Below are 18547 nucleotides of genomic sequence, written 5' to 3'. Positions count from 1 at the left end.
ACGGCCGCGTCTCACGTTTTCCGAAACAGAAGATGTCAGCAGGTCGGGTGACGTGCGAGGTTAAACAACAAGCTTAGAGGTTCTAACCAAAGGCGTTGAACGTGGCGGTGGGTGATGAGGCAGGTGGCGAGGCCGAGGAAGGCTTCATGAATGTCGTCGCGTCTCTCCCAGCGGATTCGCAGGCGGCGAAAGCCGTGCAGCCAGGAGATCGTCCGCTCCACAACCCAGCGGAAGATGCCCAGGCCGGAGCCGTGTGGCTGTCCGCGCTCGGCGATCACGGGTCGGATGCCGCGCTTCCACAGCAGGCGCCGGCACTTGTCGTGGTGGTCGTAGCCCCGGTCGGCGAAGAGCATGTCCGGCCGTCTGGGTGGTCGCCCGACGACACCGGCCACCGCGGGAACCTTGTCCAGCAAGGGCAGGAGCTGGGTGACGTCGTTGCGGTTTCCGCCGGTCAGCGACACCGCGAGTGGGACGCCCTGACCGTCGACAAGGACGTGGTGTTTGCTGCCCGGCCGCGCGCGGTCGACCGGGCTGGGACCGCTTTCGGGCCCCGGCGGGCCGCCCGGACGTGGGAGGAGTCGATCACCGCCCGCGACCAGTCGAACTGCTTCACCGACCGCAGCTTCTTCGGCAGCACCAGGTGCAGCTTCTCCCACACGCCGGCCTCGTTCCAGGCGGCCAGGCGCCGCCAGCAGGTCATGCCGGACCCGAAGCCCAGCTCTGGCGGCAGGTACTCCCACTGGATCCCGGTGTGCAGCACGAACAGGATCCCGCACAACGCCTGCCGGTCCGGCACCCGCGGCCGGCCCGCCACCAGCTTCGGGCCCGGCTCCGACAGCAACGGCTCGATGAGAGACCACAGTTCGTCCGACACGATCCACGGCCGAGACTCACGCTTCCCCACGTCCCGACCAACGAGCGGACAAGCCGACGGTCACTTGATCAACAACGGCCGAGACTCACGCTTCCCCACGTCCCGACCAACGAGCGGACAAGCCGACGGTCACTTGATCAACAACTTCTGTCAGGGCCTATTTACAGCTCGCGGCCGGCCAGGAAGTCCAGCACCGTGAGCAGGTCCCCTGCGGCCCCGGCGGCCAGCGGGGCCCGTGACAGGAGGGCACGGGCGGTGGACGTGTGCGTGCGGGCCTCGGCCAGTGCCGCTGTTCGGCCGCCGGCCGCCTCGATCAGCTCGGCTGCCTCCTCGGAACGCCCCGGCGAGTCCAGCAGTTCGGGCAGGGCACGGCCCGCCGGGGAATCGAGGGCGGCCAGCACGGGGTAGGTCTTCTTGCGCTCCCGTAGATCGCCGCCCGTGGGCTTGCCCGTGACGGCGGGGTCGCCCCAGATTCCGAGTACGTCGTCGACCAGTTGGAAGGCGATGCCGAGATGCCGTCCGGCCCGGTCCAGCACGCTGGTGGTGTCCTCGTCCGCGCCGCCGAGCACGGCGCCCAGGGCGGCGGCACAGCCCAGCAGGGCACCGGTCTTGGCCTCCACCATGGACCGGTACTCCTCGACCGTCACCCTGTCCGGGCCGGTGCACGGGCGGCCGGTGAACAGCAGGTCGTCGGCCTGCCCGCGCATCAGGTCGGCCAAGGCCGCCGAGAGGAGCCGTACGGCACCGGCACCCTGCGGCACGGCGGCGAGGGTCTCCACCGCCAGCGCGAACAGGGCGTCGCCGGCCAGCACCGCCGGGCCCGTGCCGTACGCCTTCCACACGGCCGGGCGGCGTCGCCGGGTCGCGTCGCCGTCCATGATGTCGTCGTGCAGCAGCGAGAAAGCGTGGACCAGTTCCACCGCGACGGCCGCCGGGATCCCGGCATGCTCGTCGGCGCCCGCCGCTCGCGCGCCGAGCACCGCCAGTGCCTGTCGTACACCCTTGCCGCCCGGTGCGGTGGCGGGCGCGCCGCCCACCTCGCACCAGCCGAAGGAGTACGCGGCCATCTCGCCCAGCCACGGATGAAGCCGACCCACCGCCTGGCGCAGCGCCGGCCGCACCAACCCGGCGCAGTGGGCAAGGAGTTCGGGCGCGGCAGGCGGGGCCTGGAGCGCGGTCACCGTACGACCTCCGCGTCGAGTCCGAACTCCTCCTGGGCGCGTTCCACCAGCCGTTGCACGTGCTTGAGGCCGCTGCCTTCCAACGAGCGCGCCAGGTCGGCGAGTTCGGCCGCCGTCTCGTCGCGGCTCCTGCCAAGCCGTGCCAGCGACTTGGCGAGGCCCAGCCGGGCGAGCGCCTCGCCCCGCGGCTCGTTCATCGCGCGGAACTCCGACAGCGCCAGCTCGTACGTCCGGCGCGCCTCCTCGTGACGTTCGGCCCGGTAGAGGACGTTGCCGCGCATCTTGTGGTTGTAGGCCAGCGCGCTGGACAGGTTCATCGCGCGGCAGCCGGCCTCCGCCCGGGACAGCAGCTCCAGCGCGCGCTCGGTGTCCTTGTCGCGCACCGAGAGGATGTCCGCGAGGCCGCGCAGCGCCCATGCGTGCCCGCGCCGGTCCTCGGCGCGCTCGGCTATCTCCGCCGCCTCCTCGAACAGCGCGTACGCCCGGTCGAAGTCCCCGGTGTTGCGGTGCATCTGGGCGATGCCCTCCAGGGCCCACACCGTGTGCCGGGCCTCGCCGCGCCTGCGGGCCTCGGCCAGCAGCTGCTCGTGCAGCCGGCCGACCGCCGCGTAGTCGCCCTGGATGCGGCCGGTCTCCGCGAGTCCGGCCAGCGAATAGCCCCGGCAGACGACGTCGCCGGCCCGTTCGCCGAGTTCGGCCGCGAGTCCGAGCAGCCGCCAGGCCAGTGGGAACGCCCCGCGCTGCCGGGCGAGGGTGCCGCCGCTCCACAGCGCCCACGCCATCGCCGCGGCGTCACCGGCCTCCCGAGCGGTGCGGTAGCTCGCCTTCCAGGCCCGGTCGGCCTCCTCCACCTTTCCGAGCCGCCGGTACGCCTCGGCGACGGCGAGCCCGCAGCGGGCGGCCTCGGCCAGCTGACCCGACCGCTCGGCCTCGCGCAGCTTCTTGATGCCTTCCGCCAGCACGTCCGTGAGCGAGGAGTTCACGGACAGGGTGGTCAGGGCGCCCTGGTACTCGGGAGCGAAAGCCTTGCCGTACATGCATGCCTTTCTATAAACGCTGTGTATACATGCTGTGTATAGCGCGTTGTAAATACGCCCCGGCCGAGAGGACCGGGGCGTGTCGGTCTGTTGTCGACAAAGACGCGGGTTCGGCAGCGCGGGTTGCCCGAGTGACGTGGATCATGATGTGAAGGTTTCGTGGCGTCGGCTCGTCGCCGCTGTTCGGCGGCACGGTCGCAGCGCCGCCGCGGGCGTCAACGGTGCGACGGGACCCGGGTGTGCCGCCCTACCGCTGTCCCATCGCGGTGACAAGGGTGGAGGAGACGTGGGCCAGGGCGGGATCCGCGGCGGAGAAGAACGTCTCGACTCCGGCCAGTTCGTGGTTCATACGGGCAATCGGCGCTCCGTAGTCCAGGTCGGCGACACCCCGGACTCGGCGAACGACGACGTCGATGCCGGCTCAGCGGCAGTAGTCGATCAGCAGACCCCCTGTGTGGGAGTTGACCGTGACGTTGCTCAAGTCCTCCGCTGCCGCGCGGAGTCGGTCCAGGCGTTCCGTGACGGGGGGCGGCCGGTCTTGTTCGAATTGGACATCACGCACACGACGACCTCGTCGAACAGGGGGGCGGCGCGCCGGAGTATGTCCTCGAGCCCTTGAGTGACCAGGTCGAAGGATCCTGGGAAGAGGGCACGCATGATCGGAGACGGTAACGAGCGGCTGCCCCTGTATGAAGCGCGAGAGCAGCCAAACCGCCGGGATCAGGCGGTAGTTGCCCCCGGACAGGTGAACGCCACTGGGGCTCAGAGCCCCAGTGGCGTTCACCGCCGAACACACCCCCGTTCCCGATCCAACGCTCTCAGGGCTGTATCGCGAGCACATGGGTGTCGTGCTCCTGATGGGGTGTCGGGGGCATGGCGCTCAGGCTTCTCACGGTTTGGGTGTCCGGGTGTGGGTGACGGTCGGGGTGTTGGACTCGTCCAGTCTGCTGTAGTCGGTTCTCCAGCTGCACACCACGGACGTTGTCCGGCTGCGTGGGGACTGTGGCACGCGCGCCCGTGTGCTGACCGTCCTGCTGAGGGGCACCGGCTTCTATGCGCAGTGCTGGGGCGCGGTCGATGACGTCTGGTGGGCTTACGGTGAAGTCATGACTGGTCCCGCCCGCGGGTTTCACGGGTGGGTGGTCGGCGCCTGCACCGTTACCGGTTAGCGGCGCTGACGGCCGGTTTCGCGTGGTGTGGTCCCGCTGCCGGGCGGTCGGGACTGGTCGGGGTCCCGGCGGTGGGGGGCCGGGCGGGCGTGCCGGCCGGGGTGCGCGGCTGACGCAGAGGGCTCTGGGTCGCCGAAGCGTGCCGTTCCGGCTTCGTCGGGCCTGCCGTCGTGGTGTGCTGCGTTTTCTGACCTGTCACGCTGGTCCGGTGGGGGGGTGTCGTGCGGTTGGTGTGGCGGGTGAGCGGGCCGGCAGGGTCGGCAGGGCCGGTTCCGGTCTCGTGGTGGTCCGGTGGCTGGGCGGGTGGCTGGGTGGCTGGGGTTGGGGTTGGGGGTGGGGTGGGGGTGGGGTTGGGGTGGGTTCAGTTGGTGGGTGGTTGTCGGAGTGTGGTGATGGCGGAGAAGACGCAGGTGTTGTGCTGGACGGCGGTGGTGAGGATGCGGTGTTCGTGGGGGTGTTGGGTGGGGAGTGGGTCGGTGTGGATCCAGCAGGGTGTGTCGAGTTCGGTGTAGCGGGCGAATACGGCGTCCATGGCGAGGGGGTGTGCGGGGTGGGGGTGGGTCGCGGCGTGTGCGGATTGTCGTGCTGCTTCGAGGAGGAGCATGCCGGGTGCGTGGTCGACGGGGTGGTCGAAGAGGACGGGGTGGTTGAGGTCGATGCGTAGTTGGGTGCGACGGGGGGAGTTGGTGGGTGAGAGTACGACGTCGTCGAAGGCGTCGCGTGCGACGTGGGCGGGGGTGAGGGGTGGGGGGAGGGGCAGGGCGCGGGCGGTGGCTTCGGTGAGGTCGGCGTAGGGGCCGCGCAGTCGTTGGTAGAGGGCGGGGGTGTGGTTGGTGAACCGGGTGTGGGCGGTGCCGACCCGGGTGCCGTTGCGTACGACGGTGACGTGCATGTTCAGGGAGGCCAGCCGTGTGGAGCGGCGGACGATGTCCCGGCAGGCGACGTGGAGTTCCACGTCTGCCGGTGTCGTGGTGTCGGGGGTGAGTGCTGCGGGGTCCAGGGTGTAGCTGAAGTGGCTCCATGACTGGCGGTGTCCGAAGGGCACGTCGTAGGCCGCGTGGCTGAGCAGTGGTACGCACTGGCGTACCGACTCGGCCAGCAGCATCGGGTCGAGCAGGCCGTGCCGGGGGGTGTAGAAGCTGTGGTTGCGCGGCCAGCGGGCGCGTATGAGGTAGTCGTCGTCACCGTGCTGGTGGTACTGGGTCAGCAGTTGCTCGGCGCCGGCGCTCTTGTGGACCTGCTCGCTGGTGACGGGCGTGCCCCCTGCGCGGGCTGCCGGGAACATCGGAACGGTGCTGTGCATACGGCGTTTCCCCCTAGGACGTTCGGATCTGCGAGGCGTGCCCGGGATGTGTACCGGTCCTCGAGCCTGACTGGAGACGTACGGGAGAGCAGCTCGAACTTTAGAGAGTGCTCTCTTTTTTTCGGGTCAAGGGTCAGCAAAGAAACGTGCGGGGGATGGTCATGGGGGGCGGAGATACCAGTCGAACGGGGTGATTCTGTCCGGGGGGCTGCCGCATCGTGGGGGATCGAGTAAGTTAGAGATCGTTCTATTTTCTTTGGAGGGGCGATGCGGCAGCCGAAACAGCAGCGGGCTGTGGAGACACGCGAGGGCATCCTGCGCGCCGCGGCCGAGGTCTTCGACGAGGTGGGTTACGCGGCTGCCGGTATCAACCGGATCCTGGAGCGTGCCGGTGCCACGGCTGGTTCCCTCTATTTCCATTTCGAGTCCAAGGAGGGGCTGGCGCGCGCGGTGATGGGCCGGCAGTCGGAGAGGATCCTGCCGCTGCTGGAGTCGGAGGGGCTGCAGCGGCTGGTGGACATCACTTTGCTGTGGTCGCATCAGCTGCAGAGTGATGTCGTGCTGCGGGCGGGGGTCCGGCTCACCACGGAGGTGGGGGTTTTGGGCATGGGCGGTGCGGACAAGCCGTACGCGGCCTGGAGCCGGGTGATGGAGGAGTGCCTGCTGGCCGCGCGGGATCTCGGGGAGCTCCAGGCGGGAGTGGATCCCGCGCATGTGGCGGAGTACATCGTCGCCACGTGTACCGGTATGCAGATGCTGTCGGAGGCGGCCAGTACCGGCCGGGTGGATCTGCCGCAGCGCACGCGGCGGATGTGGCAGTTGCTGCTGCCGGGCATCGCCGTCCCGGCTACGGTGGTGCGGCTCGATCTCGATCCGCGTCGTGCGCAGGCGCTGGAGCGGGCGGAGCCGGTGTCGGGCTGAGGCCGCCGGGCGTCTCTCGCGCGGCGTGCCCGGCCGGGCGCGGTCCGGGGTGATGCACGGCCGCATGGTGCAAGGGTGCATGTGCGGGGCAGTCCATGAGCGCACGGCCGCATGGTGCAAGGGTGCATGTGCGGGGCAGTCCATGAGCGCACGGCCGCATGGTGCAAGGGTGCATGTGCGGGGCAGTCCATGAGCGCACGGCCGCATGGTGCAAGGGCGCATGTGCGGGGCAGTCCATGAGCGCACGGCCGCACGGTGCAAGGGCGCATGTGCGGGGCAGTCCATGAGCGCACGGCCGCACGGTGCAAGGGTGCATGTGCGGGGCAGTCCATGAGCGCTTGGAGAGCGCACCGCGCCCCGCCCGGCGGGGCGGGGCCGAGGACCGGGGAGGATTCATGAGGCGGAATTTCGCGCGGCTGCGGCTTGCCGCGGTGAACATCGACGGGGTGCTCCTGAACGACACCTTCAGTCCCGTCATCCACGATTTCGTGGTCAAGCGCGGCGGGCGGTACACCGCGCAGACCGAGCGGGCGATCTTCTCCCAGCCCCAGCACATAGCGGGCCTGCGCATGGCGCAGGCCGTCGCCGAGCCCCTCACCGCGGAGCAGGCGCTGGGGGCCTACTTCGAGGAGCGGGAGAGGTACCTCGAACGCCATCCGGTCGCCCTGACGCCGGGTGCGGTGGAACTGCTGCACCGCCTGCGGGAGATGGGCCTGAAGGTGGTGTGCTACGGAGGTCTCGCCAGGTCGCACTTCGACACCCATCTGGGAGCGTACGCGGACCTGTTCGACGCCCCCGGGTACGTCTGCACCAACGACTTCCGTCCCGGCATCCACGAGATCGTCACCCGGACGTTCGGCCTGGAGCACGAGGAGGCGCTGGTCATCGACGACGTCGCCCGCGTGGCCGAGGAGGCCCGGGCCCTGGGCGTCGCCTTCATCGGCCACCCCAGCGCCTTCGAGCACAGCTTCCAGGCACAGCTCATGGCCGAGGCGGGCGTGCGCCACGTCGTGGACCGGCTCGAGCGGATCGACGCCGGGCTGCTGCACCGGATCGACGCCGAGGCGGCGGCCGGCGGAAGCTGGGAGCGGTGAGCATGCTGGACGGCAAGACCGTCATGATCACCGGCGCCTCCAGCGGTATCGGGGCGGCCGCCGCGCGGCTGTTCGCCCGGCAGGGCGCGGCGGTCTGTCTGCTGGCCAGGCGCGCGGACCGGCTGGAACGCCTCGTCGGCGAGATCACCGCGGCGGGCGGGCGGGCCCTCGCGGTCGCCGGCGACGTGACCCGCGGGCAGGACGTCGCCGATGCCGTGGGCAGGGCGGCGGACACGTTCGGCGGCCTGGACGCCGCCTTCAACAACGCGGGGTACGCCACGGCCGGGCAGGCCCTCCACGAGATCGGCGAGGAGGTGTACACGCGCACCATGGAGGTCAACGTGCGGGGCGTGTGGAACTGCCTCGCCCACCAGATCCCCGTCATGCTGGCCTCCGGGCGGGGCGGGGCGGTGGTCAACACCTCCAGCGTGGCCGGTGTGGCCGCCACCGGCGCCTCCGCGGCGTACGTGGCCGCCAAGCACGCTGTGATCGGCATGACGAAGGCGGCGGCGGCCGACTACGGGGAGCGGGGTGTCCGCGTCAACGCGCTCGTCGTGGGCAGTACGCGCACCGAGATGATGGAAGAGGTCCTCGCCCGGACGCCGCGGCTGGAGCAGGTCTTCATGGACGCGGCGGTGCAGAAGCGGATGGCGGGCCCCGAGGAGGTGGCCCGGGCGGCGGCGTGGCTGTGCAGCGACCTGTCGTCGTTCGTCACCGGAGCGGCCGTCCCGGTCGACGGGGGAGTCACCGCGGTGCACCGCTGAGGCGCCGCCCGGGGGGTCCGGCGGGCCGGGAGCCGCTGCGGCGCGGGCGGGGGCCGGCCCCCCGGCCCATCGGCGGCCCCCGCCCGCGCACCGGACCGCGTCACATGCCACGGGACAAAAATAAATAGAACGATCACTTTGCTTTGGGGGTGCGGTTCGGCTACGGTCTTCCCCGGGAAGGCGGACGGCCGCCGCGGCCGCGGGAGGGCGGATGGTGACTCAGGACAGGGCCGCGCGCACGCGGCGGGCGCTGATCGCGGCTGCCGCCGCCGACATGGACGTGAACGGCTACGACGGGGCCACGCTCTCCGCGATCAGCGCCTCGGCGCAGGTCTCCATGGGGGCCCTGACCTTCCACTTCTCCAGCAAGCGCGCGCTGGCCGAGGGTGTCGTGGAGGAGGCCTCGGCCCTGACCCGGGCGCGGGCCGCGGCCGCGGTCGCCGGCCAGTCCTCCCCGCTGCCGGCCGCGGTCGCCCTGCTCCAGCGCCTGGCCGACCTGCTCGACGAGAGCGTGGTCGTCCGGGCGGCGGCCCTGCTGGCGCGGGAGAGGCCGAAGGCGGTGCCCGGCTGGCACCAGGCCTGGGTGCCGACGCTGCACCAGCTGCTGCGGGAGGCCGACCGGGCGGGGCAGCTGCACCGCCAGGCCCGGCCCCCGGTGGTGGCGGACCTGGCGGTGTGCCTGCTCACCGGGGCCGAGGTCCACCGCGGACGTCCCGCGGGGGAGGGCGGCGGCGGTGCCGAGGACTTCCTGGCGCGGCTCCTGCCGTTCGTGTGGCGCGCCGTCGTCACCGACGGCGCGTGATCGTCCGGCGCCTTCCGCGGCCGCCTGAGCCGGCGTCCGGGGAGGGCGGTTCTTCGTCCAAAAAAACAAAGAGAGCATTCTAAATGTTCCGTGATCTTCTCTGAGAGGGGTGTCGCCATGGGGGCTCCAGCGATCCTGGCGGAGGACGTCTACCGCGAGGAACTGGCGAGGATGGGCGCGCAGGACGGCCGGGTGGTGTGCGTGGAAGCTGTGCCGGGCGGTGGCCGGCACCCTTTCGAGGCGGCTCACCCGGACCGGTTCTTCCAGCTGGGCAGGGTCGACAGTGCCATGGTGAGCATGGTCGAGGGGCTGGTCACGGCGGGATTCAGGGTGTTCGTGTGCGGACTGGGCGCGGGCGCCGGTGCGGAGCGGCTGCCCCGGCTGGCCCTGGCCCACCTGCGCTCGGGCGCCTCGGTGGTGGTGCCCGACTCCCAGAGCGACCCGGTGGAGCTGCTGCGGACGCCGCGGGTGCGGATCGCGGCGCCCAGCGGTGTGCGGGAGATCAGGGCGGTGGTGCGCAGCGCGGCCCGCTCGGGGCGGCCGTACCACATCCGCATCGGTGCGGGGGCGTCCGCCGACGTGACGGCCGGCTGGGCCGGGAGCGGCGACGGGGACATCCCCGTGGTCGTCTGGGACGCCGGCCGCGGTGCGGGGCGGCGCACGGACCCCGCCGGGGTCTGCCTGGTCTCGGTCGGTGAGGACGGCACCCGGCTCGCGCTGGCGGTCCGCGAGCGCGGGCCGGGGCCGGCGCACGCGCACCTGGTGTACCTCGACGACAGCCACCTGGCCGCCGCGGCGGGCGAACTGGCCCGCCGCCACGACCGGTTCGTGGTGCTCGGCGGCCACCGGGGGCCGGGCGGGGTGGCCACGCGGCTGAGCCGGCTGATGCCCGGCTGCGACGTGCTGGAGATGGCGCTGGGCGGCGACCTCGCCGCCGACGTCGTCCGGGTGCTCCACGGCGCCGAACGGCTGGGCCGATGAGCCGGCGCCGGGGCGGCCGGCTCCGCCCGCCCCGGCCCGGCCCGGCTCCCGCCTCAGCCGCCGCGCGGCGGCTCGAGCAGCTCCGAGCGGGCCAGCAGGTAGGCGAGATGGGCCCGGCTGCGGCTTCCCACCAGGTCCGACGCCTTCTTGATGTGGTAGGACACCGTCCTGCTGCTGATGCCGAGCCGCTTGCCTATCCCCGCGTCCGTGTGGCCCTCGACCATGAGCTTCAGCACCGCCCGGCGGGTCTCGTCCGTCAGCAGCGGCGGCCTGCTGTCCTGGCTGACGGTGACCGGCTCGGCGCGCTGCCAGGCGTGCTCGAAGACCTTGACGAGGTAGTGGATCAGCGCCGGGTGCTCCACGGCGAGGGCGGTCGTCTGCTGGTCGTAGCGGGGGTCGGGGATGAAGGCGACGGAGCGGTCGTAGACGATGAGCCGGTCGACGACCTCGTCCAGCGTGCGCACCTGCGCCCCGGCGTTCGTCACCCGCTCGATGTAGGCCAGCGTCGGACCGTGCGCGCGCACCGAGTGCTGGTAGAGCGTGCGCTGGCGCACCCCGCGCTTGTTCAGGCGCAGTGTGCGCGGCAGGGTCCTGCCCAGGGCGTCGGGGTCACGGGCACCGCCGGGATGCGCCGTCAGCAGCTCCTCGCGGCAGGCATCCGAGGCCCTTTCCAGGGCCGCGTAGATGACGTCGGCACCGTGCAGCAGGCGCACGGACGCCGCCGAGGTGCGCTGCTGCGTGCGGTACACGTCCTCGGCCGCGGACAGCGCGTCGTAGATGCCCGCCACCATGTGCTGCTGCGCCAGGATGGCGCGCTCCAGCGGGCGGGTGAGGTCGTGGGAGGCGATGTCCGGCGGCACGGCGACCCAGCGGCTGCCGGGCTCGGCCTGCCGCCGCATCAGGCCCAGCTCGATCAGGCAGTCCGGGACGTCGTCGGACACCAGGCCCTCCGCCAGCGCGCGGCGGTAACAGCCAAGCCCGCGCTCGCACAGAGGTACGACGTTCGGTTGTGGGCTTATGTCCGGATCCCTGCACACATTTCCCCCTTGCTGATTCCCGCAATGCGCGATCCCGAGCCTACCCGTCCATGGATTTGGCCCCTTTGCGCGCCATGCTGTTTCAGGCGGAATGGCGCGGTGCCATTTCCGCCGGACAGAGGGGACGGAAATGCAACGGAATACGTTTTTGGCTCTTCCGCCGCACAGGGGACGGGTGTCGCCCACGGAATCGGACGACGAGAACTGGAGCGCCGCTCCGCGATAGGGCGGCGGCCGGGCGGACCGGGAACCGGAATTCGACGCAGCACCATCCACATTCGCGGGGGGCAGTGGGCGTGAACCGTGACGAGGAAACAGTAGGCATCATCCTGGCCGGCGGCAGGGGCGAGCGGGCCAAGCCGATCACCCTGAAGTCCCCGGACTACATCCGCAGCAAGGCGCTCATCCCGCTCGCCGGCCGGCGGCTGGTCGAGTGGATGACGGACGCCTGCCGGGCACAGGGCGTGCGCCGGTTCTACGTCGTGACCCACGGCCTGGAGAACCGCGGCCAGATCAAGCTCCTGCTGGGCCACGGCGAGCGCCTCGGCGTCGACATCACCTACTCGCGTTCCCGCTTCGACCGGTACAACGTGGGCTCGGCCGGTGCCACCCTGCACAACCTCGAGCAGTGGGACCTCCAGGGCCGCGCCCTGGTCCTGCCCGTCGACTCGCTCTTCGACTTCGACCTGGCGCGGATGGAGGCGACCCACCGCGCCCGGGGCGCGGTGGTCACCGTCGCGTCCGTGGCCCGCACCGCGGCGGAGATCGCCGGCAAGTACGGCGTCATGCGCACCGACGAACGCGGCCTGGTCCAGGGCTTCGTGGAGAAACCCGGCACCGGGCAGCTCGCCTCCCTCTTCCCCCGGACGGCCGGCGACCCGGCCGCGACCCTCGCCACCAACGCCGGGATGTACCTGGTGGACTGCGGCCGCCTGCGGATGCTCGCCCGCGAGCCGGACCTCTTCCGGCAGTCCCACCAGCGCCTGGACTGGGGCGGCGACCTCCTGCCCCACCTCGTCGGACGGGGCGTGCCGGTGGCCACCCACACCATCGGGCGCCTGGGCGACATGGGCAACGTGCCCGACTACCTGCAGACGGTCCAGCTCGTGCTCGACGGCGCGTACGAGCAGATGAACCGGCTGATGCCGGCCCCCCACCGGACGGATCCGCGCTGCTGGATCCACGACAGCAGCCTGCAGACGAAGGACGACGTCGCCGGCACCACGCTGGCCCAGAAGATCGACGACGGCTCGGTCGTCATCGGCCCGGGCGTCCGCATCGGCCGCGACGTCGAGATCGGACCCGGAGTGCGCCTGGAGCACACGGACGTCGGCGACGGCGCCGACATCCGCGAGGGCGCCGCCCTCGCCCGGTCGACGGTCGGCGAGTCGGCGGTGGTCGGCAGCTGGGCCGACATCACCGACACCTACATAGGCCCCATGGCCCAGGTGCTCTCCGAGCGCGTCAGGCCCTTGCGGCTGGAGCAGTTCTCGGCCGTCGGCGACGGAGCCGTGCTCTGGCCGGGATCACGATTGCGCGGGGTCACCGTGTACCCCCGACTGCGGGTGCCGGCCCTGACCGGCGTACCCGCCCAGACCGAGCTCAGGCACGCTGACGACATCCTGCGCTGGGTGTGACGGCACTCACCCCTGGAGGGCACCATGCACAGCCCCATTGCAGTCATCGGAGGGGCCGGCCGGACCGGCGTGCTCATCACACGCCGGCTGACCGAGGAGGGCCGCCGCGTACGCGTGGTCAGCCGCGACCCGCACCGCGCGGCACTGCCGCCCGCCGTGGACAGGCACCGCGCCGACGTCCGGTACGCGCACTCCCTGGGCCCCGCACTGCGCGACTGCCGCGCCATCGTCTTCACCGTCGAGCCGGGCACCGCCGACTCAGGACCGCACAGCCCCGAGACCACCGTCTACGACGGGGTGCGCAACGTGCTCGCCGCGGCCGCCGACGGCGGACGGCGCCCGCACATCGTCCTGGTCAGCCAGATCTACGTGACCCGGCGCGAACACCCGATGAACGCCTACGGCAGGCTTTTGGACTGGCGCCTGCGCGGCGAGGACGAAGTACGCGCCTCGGGCCTGCCCTACACCGTCGTGCGCCCCAGCTGGCTGACGGACGGCGACACGGCCGGCGCCCAGGTGCGCCTCGAACAGCACGACCGCGGCAGCGGCTGGGTGTCGAGGAAGTCGGTCGCCGAGGCGTGCGTGCAGTCCCTGCGCCTGCCGGCCGCCGGCGGGAAGACCTTCGAGCTCTACAACGAACCCGGACAGGAACCCACCGACTGGGCCCCGCTGTTCGGCCGGCTGATCCCCGACCGGGTCCCCGCCTACCTGGCAGGCGGCCCGCTGACGGGCGCCTGAGACACCCACCCGCACGGCGGGCGGAGCCCCCGGCCGGCTCACCCCGCCCCGAACCTGCCGGGCATTCCCCCGTCACCGGCAGGAGGGACAACGGGGCCGGCGGCACCGACCGCCCGCCGGCCCCGTGTCCACCACCGCGCCCCGCCGGCCCGGCCGCCCGACGCCGCCCCCGGCACGCGGTGGCCAGGCCTGCCCCGATCCGGCGGCCCCCCCCGCACGCGCAGCACCCGCCCGCGACTCGACCGGGATGCGGCTCACGTAATTGATGGAGAGGAGATAAAAGTGTCCGAAAAAGACCGGCAGACGCTTCCCGGCGACATTTCACCGGACGAATTCGCCGAAGTCATCTCGGCACTGCGCTCCATTCCGCGCAGCGACCAGCGGCGCTGGGGCGAGGTGTATGTACGCGGACTCCTCGCGGTCCGCGGGAAGAAGACCATGCGCGCTCTCGCCAACGGTGCGGGCAGCGGCTCCGAGCAAAGTCTTTACCAATTCATCAGCAAGTCTCCGTGGGACGTCGACCCGGTGCGCGGCGACCTGGCCCGGCTGCTCATCGAACGCGCCCAGCCCCGCGCCTGGGTGGTGCAGCCCCTGGTGATCACCAAGGTGGGCCGGCACTCGGTCGGTGTGGAACGGCAGTGGGTCTCGCAGATCGGACGCGTCGTCAACTGCCAGCAGGCGATGAGCGTGTGGCTCGCCGGGGACCGCGCCAGCTGCCCCGTGGACTGGCAGCTGGCACTGCCCGAGTGCTGGACGGACCGCGAGGACCTGCGCCGCCGCGCCTGCATCCCCACCGACGTCGGATCGTGCCCGCCCGAGCAGTGCGCCGTCGACTCGGTGAGCAAGATGGCGCGGGAGTGGGGGCTGCGCGGCCGGCCGGTGGTGATGGACCTGCGCAAGACACCGCCGCAGCCGGTCTGCGCCGAACTGGTGGCCCGCCAGCTCCCCTTCGTCGTCCGGGTCGACGCCTCCTCCATCACCCCCCTGCCGCCCGGACCGAAGGCCCCACCGGGCACACCCCCCGGCCCGGCCGAGGGCTGGGTGGGCTCGGCCGGCCTGCTCTCCGCACTGCACCGCCGGCGCATGCCGGTGGAATGGTTCGACCACACCACACAGACCATGCGCGCCACCTCGGTCGGCGCCGCCCGCGTCGCGCTGCGCGCCGGCTCCGCCCCGCCCGGCCGGCCCGAACGCCTCGACCTCGTGCTGCTGGCCGCCTGGACGGACCCGGCCCGGCGCTCCCCGAGCGAGTTCTGGCTCTCCAACCTCGCACAGTCGCAGCTCGGCACCGTCTACCGCACGGCCATGCTCGCGCGGCGCGTGGAACGCGACCTGGCGGAGGTCAGCGACGGCCTCGGCATCCGTGACTTCGAGGGCCGCTCCTACCGCGGCTGGCACCACCACATGACGATGGTGTCCCTGGCCCACGCCGCCACCGTGCTCTCGCCCTCCCACGCCCAGGGCCCGCACACACCCACCGGCCGCGCCACGCCCGTCACGGCCCGCGACCCGAAAGTGAGCGCCGCGTGAACGGCGCCGGACAGCGCACCGCGACGCCCCCGCGCCCCGACGGGCCCGCCGCCGCGGACCTGGAGGCCATGGTCGCCGAGCTGTGCCGGCTCCTGCCGGCCTGGCTGCCCGGCAGACGCTGGTACGCGGGCAAGGGCCGCGGCCTGCCCGAGGTCCGGCCCGTACTCGCGGAGATCGTCGTACCGGGCGCACCGGCACTGCTGCAGACCGTCTTCCGCACCGGCGACGACGAGTGCTACCAGTTCCTCGTCGGCGCCGCGCCCGGCCCGCCCGGCCCCGGCGTGCCCGCCGACGCCGTCATCGGCGACGGCCGCACACCGCAGGGGCGGCGGCTGACCTTCTACGAGGCGACCTGCGACCCCGCGCTGCTGTCCGCCCTGCTCGACCGCTTCGTCACCGCCCAGCCGTGCGGCGCCCTGGAGTACCACCACGTGCCCGGGGCGGTGATCCCGGCCGGACTGCCCGCCAGAACACTCACCGGGGAGCAGTCCAACACCTCGGTGGCCTTCGGCGACCGGATGATGCTCAAAGTGCTGCGCCGCATCATGCCCGGCGCCAACACCGAGCTGGAGATGCTGACCGCACTGGAGCGGGCCGGCGACGTGCCGAGCGCGGCCCCGCTGGCCTGGGCGCAGACCCCCGCGGCAGACGGCGCGGAGCCGGCCACGCTGTGCATCCTCCAGGAGTTCGTGCCCTCGCGCGGCGACGGCTGGAGCATCGCCACCGCACAGGCGCAGGCCTGCATCCGCGCAACACGCGCATCCGGCCCGCCGCCGGGCGACTTCCGGGACGAGGCGTTCTCGCTGGGCCGGGCCACCGCCCAGGTGCACCGGGCCCTGGCGCGGCAACTGCGCACCCGCCCCCTGAGCCCGCCGGAAGCCGCGGAACTGACCGACACCCTCATGGCCCGGCTCGACGACGCCCTCGCCGAGGTGCCCGGCCTGGCCCCCTACGCGCGCGGCCTGCACCACGCCTACCAGGACCTGCGCGAAACGGTGCAACGCGGCACCCCGCTGCCCGTCCAGCGCATCCACGGCGACCTCCACCTGGGACAGGCACTGCGCGCCGCGGACGCCTGGGTCCTGATCGACTTCGAGGGCGAACCGGGCCACCCCTTCGCAGAGCGGCGCCACCCGCAGCCGGCCGTCCGCGACGTCGCCGCCATGCTGCGCTCCTTCGACTACGCGGCACACCACGCCCTCGGCGACGTCCTCGGCGCCCCGCCCGCCTCACCGGCCTCACGCGACCCGCGCGGCACCCGCCTGGCCCGCCGGGCCACGGACTGGACCGCCCGCACCCGACGCGCCTTCTGCGCCGGCTACACCGCCGCCGGCGGCCCAGACCCGCGCACCAGCCCCGCGCTGCTGCGCGCCTTCGAGGCCGACAAGGCCGTCTACGAGGCGCTCTACGAGGCCCGCAACCGGCCCGAGTGGCTGCCCATACCGCTCGCCGCGGTGCGCCGGCTCGCACACGCCGGCGGGTCCGCGCACTGAAAACCGCGCCGGCGCCGACGAAGAGGGAGGCGACGTGGCCGTGACCACGCACCCCGACGACCCGCCCGACCCGCCCGACCCGCCCGACCTGCCCGACCCGCGCGACCCGCGTGACCTGCCCGACCTGCCCGACCTGCCCGACCCGCGCGACCTGCCCGACCGGTCCGACCCGCGTGACCTGCCCGACCCGCGTGACCCGCGCGACCCGCGCGACCTGGACCACCCCGACGGTCAAGGCGGCACGGACGTCGCGGTGGTCGGCGGGGGACCGGCCGGACTGTCCGCCGCACTCCAGCTGGCCCGCTACGGACGCCGGGTGACGGTCTTCGACACCGGACAGGGACGTTCCACCCACCACCAGACCAACCGCAACTACCTCGGGTTCCCCGACGGCATCGCCACCACGGAACTGCGCGAACTGGGCCGGCGCCAGCTCGCCCACTACCGCCACGTCCGCATCGCCGCACACCGCGTGACCGGCGTGGTGGGCGACGCGCGGCGCGGATTCACCGTCCAGGCCCAGGGACACGTGTGGTGGGCCAGGACGCTGATCCTCGCCACCGGCGTCCTCGACCACTTCCCGCACTTCCCCCACTGGCGCAGCTACGTGGGCCGCTCCATGTTCTGGTGCATCGCCTGCGACGGGTACGAGAACCGCGGGCGCCGCATCCTCGTCGTCGGACACACCGACGCCGCCGCGGGCGAGGCCATGCAGCTGCACAGCCTGACCACACAGGTCCGGCTGCTCACCAACAGCCGCAGCAACGACATCAGCGAGCGCTTCCGGCGCCGCCTCGCCGCGGCCGGCGTCCCGGTCGTCCACGACCGCATCAAGACCGCCGAGGGCGCGGGCGGCCGGCTGTCGGCCATCGTGACGCGCGGCGGCCGGCGCCTGCCGCTGGACGCCCTGTTCTCCATCCAGGGCGCCACCCCGGAGACGGCCGTGGCCCGCGGCCTCGGCGTCCGCCTCAACGCGCACGGCTACGTCGAGGTGGACACCGAGCAGCACACCTCGATCCCCGGCGTGTACGCCGCCGGGGACATCACCGCACCCCATTCCCACCAGGTGTCGGCCGCGGTGCAAGAAGGCGCGCAGGCCGCCTCCGCGGCCAACTACTTCCTTTACCCACCGGAGCTGAAGGCAGAGTGACAGCGCCGCCGCCGGACGCGGCAGTTCAGAAAGTCGAATTCCCTTCTTTGGCTTTCCGGATGACCGCTGCACATCATGAAAGAGCCCATCCAAAGGAGAATTCGATGATCCACCAGTTCATTCTGGCGGCACCCAAGCCGGGGATGACCGCACAGGAATTCCAGGACTACTGGGTGAACGTCCACGCGGTGCGGTACGCATCGAAGATCCCGCAGATCCGCAAGTACATGGTCGACACCGTGGTGGACATCGAGGAGAACCTCGGTGAGCCGGCGCTGCCGCACCAGGGCATCGCCGAGATCTTCCTGGCCAACGGCGAGGAGCAGCTGGCCTCGCTGCAGACCGAGGAGTTCCTGCAGGGCGCCCGGCTCGACGAGCCCAACTGGGCCGCCTTCTGGCAGACCATCGTCATCGACACCACCGCCCACGAGATCGTCCCCGGCCCGCCGCCGGCCGCCGGCCGGGACTGGGTCAAGCTCACCGTGCTGCTCAAAAGGCGCCCCGGCCTGGCCCTCAACGACTACCGTAAGCAGACCCTCGACCAGTACGCCTCGGCCGTCAAGGGCACCCCGGGACTGCGCCGCTACCTGCACGCCCACACCGTGGACGGCGCCTACGTCTTCGGCGAGGCGGCCTTCGACAGCGTCGAGCAGCTCTGGTTCGACGACATCGACGCCCTGCGGGAAGCGCTGCGCTCGCCCTACTTCACCCAGCAGGTGAAGGCCGCACGCGACGAGATCGCCGACCACCAGCACGTCTTCTCCCTGGCCGCCAGGGAGAACTGGATCATCGGCCCCCAGGCCCGCTGATCCCCCTGATCCGGTGACCGGGGCGCC

At 72.1% G+C, this 18547-nt stretch carries 17 protein-coding genes; 11 read left to right on the top strand and 6 right to left on the bottom strand.

Annotated elements, in window-relative coordinates; genetic code table 11:
- Positions 1–35: 35 nt before the first annotated feature.
- From ACF061_RS15455 to ACF061_RS15435, 5 genes are all read right to left on the bottom strand, one after another.
- A protein-coding gene (locus tag ACF061_RS15455; protein ID WP_392267614.1) for an IS5 family transposase occupies positions 36–877 on the bottom strand; the annotation gives its coding sequence in 2 pieces (ribosomal slippage) (positions 36–541 and positions 541–877; 843 coding nt in all).
- 158 nt (positions 878–1035) lie between these two features.
- On the bottom strand, positions 1036–2055 hold the full coding sequence (locus tag ACF061_RS15450) for a polyprenyl synthetase family protein (protein WP_392267386.1): 1020 nt from the start codon (positions 2053–2055) through the stop codon (positions 1036–1038).
- Positions 2052–3092, bottom strand: coding sequence for a tetratricopeptide repeat protein (locus ACF061_RS15445; protein WP_392267385.1), 1041 nt, complete (start codon positions 3090–3092; stop codon positions 2052–2054). Before ACF061_RS15445 ends, ACF061_RS15450 begins: the two co-directional genes overlap by 4 nt.
- Before the next feature lie 477 nt (positions 3093–3569).
- Complete coding sequence (locus tag ACF061_RS15440) at positions 3570–3749, bottom strand: adenylyltransferase/cytidyltransferase family protein (protein WP_392267384.1); 180 nt, start codon at positions 3747–3749, stop codon at positions 3570–3572.
- A gap of 873 nt (positions 3750–4622) precedes the next feature.
- Positions 4623–5564 (bottom strand): ScbA/BarX family gamma-butyrolactone biosynthesis protein, encoded by a 942-nt coding sequence (locus ACF061_RS15435; RefSeq protein ID WP_392267383.1) that lies wholly within the window; start codon positions 5562–5564, stop codon positions 4623–4625.
- 267 nt (positions 5565–5831) lie between these two features.
- Here ACF061_RS15435 and ACF061_RS15430 point away from each other — a divergent pair, with 267 nt between their 5' ends.
- From ACF061_RS15430 to ACF061_RS15410, 5 genes are all read left to right on the top strand, one after another.
- A complete protein-coding gene (locus ACF061_RS15430; RefSeq protein ID WP_392267382.1) occupies positions 5832–6485 on the top strand; it encodes a ScbR family autoregulator-binding transcription factor in 654 nt (217 codons plus the stop codon).
- A 395-nt stretch (positions 6486–6880) separates the two neighbouring features.
- Positions 6881–7579, top strand: coding sequence for an HAD family phosphatase (locus ACF061_RS15425; protein WP_392267381.1), 699 nt, complete (start codon positions 6881–6883; stop codon positions 7577–7579).
- A gap of 2 nt (positions 7580–7581) precedes the next feature.
- Positions 7582–8343, top strand: coding sequence for an SDR family NAD(P)-dependent oxidoreductase (locus tag ACF061_RS15420; RefSeq protein WP_392267613.1), 762 nt, complete (start codon positions 7582–7584; stop codon positions 8341–8343).
- A 211-nt stretch (positions 8344–8554) separates the two neighbouring features.
- Complete coding sequence (locus tag ACF061_RS15415; protein WP_392267380.1) at positions 8555–9145, top strand: TetR family transcriptional regulator; 591 nt, start codon at positions 8555–8557, stop codon at positions 9143–9145.
- 117 nt (positions 9146–9262) lie between these two features.
- Entirely contained in the window at positions 9263–10126 is an 864-nt protein-coding gene (locus tag ACF061_RS15410) for a transketolase (RefSeq protein ID WP_392267379.1), read from the top strand.
- A 53-nt stretch (positions 10127–10179) separates the two neighbouring features.
- Here ACF061_RS15410 and ACF061_RS15405 read toward each other — a convergent pair whose 3' ends face one another.
- Positions 10180–11067, bottom strand: coding sequence for a LuxR C-terminal-related transcriptional regulator (locus ACF061_RS15405; protein ID WP_392267378.1), 888 nt, complete (start codon positions 11065–11067; stop codon positions 10180–10182).
- A gap of 392 nt (positions 11068–11459) precedes the next feature.
- On the opposite strand from ACF061_RS15405, the gene ACF061_RS15400 reads away from it, so the two are divergent.
- The 6 genes from ACF061_RS15400 (at position 11460) to ACF061_RS15375 (ending at position 18520) form a co-directional block, all read left to right on the top strand.
- Positions 11460–12800 carry a sugar phosphate nucleotidyltransferase gene (locus ACF061_RS15400; protein ID WP_392267377.1) on the top strand — a complete coding sequence of 447 codons (1341 nt, stop codon included), beginning with the start codon at positions 11460–11462 and terminating at the stop codon, positions 12798–12800.
- 24 nt (positions 12801–12824) lie between these two features.
- The gene (locus ACF061_RS15395) at positions 12825–13538 is read left to right on the top strand and encodes an SDR family oxidoreductase (protein WP_392267376.1); all 714 of its coding nucleotides are present in this window, start codon (positions 12825–12827) and stop codon (positions 13536–13538) included.
- A gap of 282 nt (positions 13539–13820) precedes the next feature.
- Positions 13821–15068: an IS701 family transposase gene (locus tag ACF061_RS15390; RefSeq protein ID WP_392267375.1), complete on the top strand. Its 1248-nt coding sequence runs from the start codon at positions 13821–13823 to the stop codon at positions 15066–15068.
- Complete coding sequence (locus ACF061_RS15385) at positions 15065–16561, top strand: maltokinase (protein WP_392267374.1); 1497 nt, start codon at positions 15065–15067, stop codon at positions 16559–16561. Before ACF061_RS15390 ends, ACF061_RS15385 begins: the two co-directional genes overlap by 4 nt.
- A gap of 34 nt (positions 16562–16595) precedes the next feature.
- Positions 16596–17711 carry an NAD(P)/FAD-dependent oxidoreductase gene (locus tag ACF061_RS15380; RefSeq protein ID WP_392267373.1) on the top strand — a complete coding sequence of 372 codons (1116 nt, stop codon included), beginning with the start codon at positions 16596–16598 and terminating at the stop codon, positions 17709–17711.
- A gap of 104 nt (positions 17712–17815) precedes the next feature.
- The gene (locus ACF061_RS15375) at positions 17816–18520 is read left to right on the top strand and encodes an EthD domain-containing protein (protein WP_392267372.1); all 705 of its coding nucleotides are present in this window, start codon (positions 17816–17818) and stop codon (positions 18518–18520) included.
- The last annotated feature ends 27 nt before the right edge of the window (positions 18521–18547 follow it).

Source organism: Streptomyces sp. NPDC015220, from assembly GCF_043079345.1.
Taxonomy (GTDB): domain Bacteria; phylum Actinomycetota; class Actinomycetes; order Streptomycetales; family Streptomycetaceae; genus Streptomyces.
The sequence above is the reverse complement of the archived record's forward strand: the minus strand, read 5'-3'. Positions and strand labels throughout refer to the sequence as shown.